The following is a 4,296-nucleotide window of genomic DNA, read 5'->3' on the forward strand; positions in this document are numbered from 1 at the left end:
GGCAGCGCCAGCAGCAGCACCGCGGGGCGGGCGCCGGCCCCGCGGTGCTGCTGCTGGCGCTGCCCGTGCCGGGCGACCCGCGCGGGCTGCCCGGGCCCGCCGCGCTCAACGTCGCCGCGCTGGAGGCCGGCGAGTGCGTCGTCGTGGAGCTGGCCGGCCTGCAGCAGCGCTGGGCGCTGGTGCCGGAGGTCACCGAGTTCGGCTCCGCGTGGGAGCCGGGGGCGCTGGTGACGTGGTCGCTGCGCGCGGCCGCGCCGCGGCGGGCGCCGGAGAGCACCGGCCTCGCCGACTCCGAGCGCGAGCTGCGGCTCGCGCTGGCGACGGCCACGCAGGCGCTGGCGTCGCTGGACGTGGCCCGCTGGCGCGAGGACGCCGCCGACCGCATCGCCGCCGTGCGCGACGGCGCGCTGGCCCCCGACGCCCTGCCGCCGGGCACGTCCCCGCGCGCGGCGCGGGTGCTGCAGACCGCGGCGCGGGTGCTGGCCATCGTCGAGCTGGCCACCGAGGACGACGGCGCCGCCATCACCAGCTGGGAGGCGACCTCGCGGGCGCAGGCGCTGCGCGAGGTCGCCGCGGTGGCCCGGCGGGCGCTGACGGCGGCGGTCAACGCGCACGCCGAGCCGGCGCCGCGCTGAACCGCCCGCCGGCGCCCGCCGGGGCGCCCGCGGGGCGAGACCCCGGGGGCTGGACCCCTCAGGGCAGCACCGAGCGGTACACCTCCAGGGTGCGGGCGGCGATGGCGCCCCAGGAGAACTCCTCGACGGCGCGGGTGCGCCCGGCCGCCCCGCGGGCGCGGGCGCGGTCGGGGTCGGAGACCGCCTCGGCGAGGGTGGCGGCGAGGTCGGCGACGAAGCGGTCGGGGTCCACCGGGGCCCCGGTGCCGTCGGAGACCTGCTCGATGGGCACCAGCCAGCCGGTGGCGCCGTCGTCGACGACCTCGGGGATCCCGCCGGTGGCGGTGCCCACCACGGCCGCCCCGCAGGCCATCGCCTCGAGGTTGACGATGCCCAGCGGCTCGTAGACCGACGGGCAGACGAACACCGTCGCCTGCGAGAGGTGCTCCAGCAGCTCCGCGCGGCTGAGGTGGCGGTCCAGCCAGACCACGCCGGAGCGGCGCTGCTGCAGCTCGGCGACCAGGCCCGCGACCTCCGCGGCGATCTCGGGGGTGTCGGGGGCACCGGCGCACAGCACCAGCTGCACCTGCGGCGGCAGCTGCGCCGCCGCCCGCAGCAGGTGCGGCAGCCCCTTCTGGCGGGTGATGCGCCCGACGAAGACGACGCTGGGCCGGTCGGGGTCGACGCCGTTGGCGCGCACCAGGTCCCGGCCCTCCACGGGGGTCCACTCGGTGGCGTCGATGCCGTTGTGGACGACGTGCACGCGGGCGGGGTCCAGCGCCGGGTAGCTGCGCAGGATGTCCGCGCGCATGCCGGCGCTGACGGCGACGACGGCCGCGGCCGCCTCGAAGGCGGTCCTCTCCGCCCAGCTGGAGAGGCGGTAGCCGCCGCCCAGCTGCTCGGCCTTCCACGGCCGCAGCGGCTCCAGGCTGTGCGCGGTCACCACGTGCGGCACCCCGTGCAGCAGCGAGGCCAGGTGGCCGGCGGTGTTGGCGTACCAGGTGTGCGAGTGCACCAGGTCGGCGCCGGCGGCGGCCGCGGCCATCGGCAGGTCCACCCCCAGGGTGCGCAGCGCCGCGTTGGCGCCGGCCAGGTCGGCGGGCTCGGCGTAGGCCGTGGCGCCGGCCTCGGCGCGGGGGGCGCCGAAGCAGCGCACCTGCACCTCGGGGGCGTCGGGCGCGGCCCGCAGGGCCCGGACGAGCTCGGCGACGTGCACCCCCGCCCCGCCGTAGACCTCCGGCGGGTACTCCTTCGTCAGCAGGTCGACACGCATGGGTTTCCTCCCTCACCTGGTGGGCACGCCAGGCTATCCGGGCCTAGGGTGCCCCTCGTGGCTGCACCGAACGTCCTCGCGATCGTCCTCGCCGGTGGGGAGGGCAAGCGGCTCATGCCGCTGACCGCCGACCGCGCCAAGCCGGCGGTCCCGTTCGGGGGCACCTACCGCCTCATCGACTTCGCGCTCTCGAACCTCGTCAACGCGGGCTACCGCAAGATCGTCGTGCTGACGCAGTACAAGTCGCACTCGCTGGACCGGCACATCTCCCAGTCGTGGCGCATGTCCAACCTCTTCGGCTCCTACATCGCCAGCGTGCCCGCGCAGCAGCGCGTCGGCCAGCGCTGGTACCTGGGCTCGGCGGACGCCATCTACCAGTCGCTGAACCTCGTCTCCGACGAGCGGCCCGACATCGTCGTCGTCGTGGGCGCCGACCACGTCTACCGCATGGACTTCTCCCAGATGGTCGACGCGCACGTCGCCTCCGGCTCCCCGTGCAGCGTGGCCGCGATCCGCCAGCCCATCGGCCTCGCCGACCAGTTCGGCGTCATCCAGACCGAGGCGGGCTCGAACCGCATCGCGGAGTTCCTGGAGAAGCCCAAGGACCCCCGCGGCCTGGCCGACTCCCCGCACGAGGTGCTGGCCTCGATGGGCAACTACGTCTTCGACGCCGACGCCCTCGTGGACGCGGTGACGCGCGACGCGGAGAAGACCGACTCCAAGCACGACATGGGCGGCGACATCGTCCCCGACTTCGTCGACCGCGGGCTGGCCAGCGTGTACGACTTCAAGGACAACGAGGTCCCCGGCGCCACCGACCGCGACCGCGCGTACTGGCGCGACGTCGGCACCATGGACTCCTACTTCGAGGCCCAGATGGACCTCATCTCGGTGCTGCCGGTCTTCAACCTCTACAACTACGAGTGGCCCATCATCGCCGCGCAGGACTTCTACCCGCCGGCGAAGTTCGTCCACGGCTGGCAGGGCACCTACGGGCACGCGGTGAACTCCATCGTCTCCGGCGGCACCGTCGTCTCCGGGGCGCTGGTGGAGAAGTCGGTGGTCTCCCCCAACGTGCGGCTGGACTCCTGGGCGCACGTCAGCGAGTCGGTGCTCATGGACGGGGTGAAGGTCGGCCGGCACGCTGTCGTGCAGCGGGCCATCATCGACAAGTTCGTCGAGGTGCCCGACGACGCCCGCGTGGGCGTGGACCCCGAGGAGGACCGCGCCCGCGGCTTCCTCGTCACCGACTCCGGCATCACCGTCGTCGGCAAGGGCCAGACCATCGCGCGCTGAGGCCGCCGGGCCCGCGGGGCGGGCCGGGTCTGGGCAGCGCGGGGGCTCGGACCTAGAGTCGCGCCATGACGAGTGATCAGCGCCCGGTGCGCATCGGCCTGCAGATCCAGCCCCAGCACGCGCCCTACCCCGCGATCCGCGCGGCCGCGGCGCGCGCCGAGGAGCTGGGTGTGGACGTGGCCTTCAACTGGGACCACTTCTACCCGCTGTACGGCGAGCCCGACGGGCTGCACTTCGAGTGCTGGACGATGCTGGCCGCCTGGGCGGAGGCCACCGAGCGCATCGAGATCGGCGCCCTGGTGACGTGCAACTCCTACCGCAACCCCGAACTGCTGGCCGACATGGCCCGCACCGTCGACCACATCTCCGCCCACGGCACCGTGGACGCCCCCGGCACCGGCCGCCTCGTCCTGGGCATCGGCTCCGGCTGGTTCCAGCGCGACTACGACGAGTACGGCTACGAGTTCGGCACCGCCGGCGGCCGCCTGGACAAGCTGCGCGACGACCTGCCGCGCATCGAGGCGCGCCTGGGCGAGCTGAACCCCGCGCCGACCCGGGACATCCCCGTCCTCATCGGCGGTGGCGGCGAGCAGAAGACGCTGCGCATCGTCGCCCGGCACGCCGACATCTGGCACGGTTTCGGCGACGTGGAGACCTTCACCCGCAAGACCGGGATCCTCGACGAGCGCTGCGCCGAGATCGGCCGCGACCCGCTGGAGATCGAGCGCTCGGTGGCCATCGACGCCGACGCCGACGTGGCCACCGCCGACGCCCTCGTGGAGGCCGGAGCCCGCCTCATCACCCTCAGCGTCGGCGGCCCCGACTACGACACCGCCTTCGTCGCCGACTGGCTGGCCTGGCGCGACGCGAAGAACGCCGCCCGCACCGGGGCGTGATCACCGCGGGGCCGGGGGCGGGTGCGGCCCGGTAGGGTTCCGGGCGTGTCGAGCACGGCGAGCCCGCAGCACCCCCCCGGCCCCCCGGCGCAGGTCCTGGTGACGCTCACGGGCGCCGACCGGCCCGGTGTCACCTCGGCGCTGTTCACCGCCCTCGCCGGCACCGGCACGCACGTGCTTGACGTCGAGCAGGTCGTCGTCGGCGGTGTGCTCACCC

The 4,296-nt window shown here is 75.0% G+C and carries 5 protein-coding genes; 4 read left to right on the plus strand and 1 reads right to left on the minus strand.

Going from position 1 to position 4,296, the window contains the following annotated elements; translation table 11 throughout:
• Positions 1–635: hypothetical protein (locus GTQ99_RS20420; RefSeq protein WP_166617540.1), on the plus strand; the 635-nt coding region annotated here is incomplete at its 5' end.
• 58 nt (positions 636–693) lie between these two features.
• Here the strand turns inward: GTQ99_RS20420 and glgA are convergent.
• Positions 694–1,887, minus strand: a complete 1,194-nt coding sequence (glgA, locus tag GTQ99_RS20425; RefSeq protein ID WP_166617541.1) for a glycogen synthase — start codon at positions 1,885–1,887, stop codon at positions 694–696.
• 57 nt (positions 1,888–1,944) lie between these two features.
• On the opposite strand from glgA, the gene glgC reads away from it, so the two are divergent.
• From glgC to GTQ99_RS26390, 3 genes are all read left to right on the plus strand, one after another.
• The gene (gene glgC / locus GTQ99_RS20430; protein ID WP_166617542.1) at positions 1,945–3,183 is read left to right on the plus strand and encodes a glucose-1-phosphate adenylyltransferase; all 1,239 of its coding nucleotides are present in this window, start codon (positions 1,945–1,947) and stop codon (positions 3,181–3,183) included.
• A 65-nt stretch (positions 3,184–3,248) separates the two neighbouring features.
• The gene (locus tag GTQ99_RS20435; RefSeq protein WP_166617543.1) at positions 3,249–4,079 is read left to right on the plus strand and encodes an LLM class F420-dependent oxidoreductase; all 831 of its coding nucleotides are present in this window, start codon (positions 3,249–3,251) and stop codon (positions 4,077–4,079) included.
• Between the two features lie 99 nt (positions 4,080–4,178).
• On the plus strand, positions 4,179–4,296 hold a 118-nt coding region (locus GTQ99_RS26390), incomplete at its 3' end, for an ACT domain-containing protein (RefSeq protein WP_338075153.1).

Source organism: Kineococcus vitellinus (genome assembly GCF_009906315.1).
GTDB classification, from domain to species: domain Bacteria; phylum Actinomycetota; class Actinomycetes; order Actinomycetales; family Kineococcaceae; genus Kineococcus; species Kineococcus vitellinus.

Coding starts and splice junctions, on each gene's coding strand:
- glgA (WP_166617541.1), bottom strand. CDS start 1,887: ATGCGTGTCGACCTGCTGACGAAGGAGTACCCGCCGGAGGTCTACGGC.
- GTQ99_RS20435 (WP_166617543.1), top strand. CDS start 3,249: ATGACGAGTGATCAGCGCCCGGTGCGCATCGGCCTGCAGATCCAGCCC.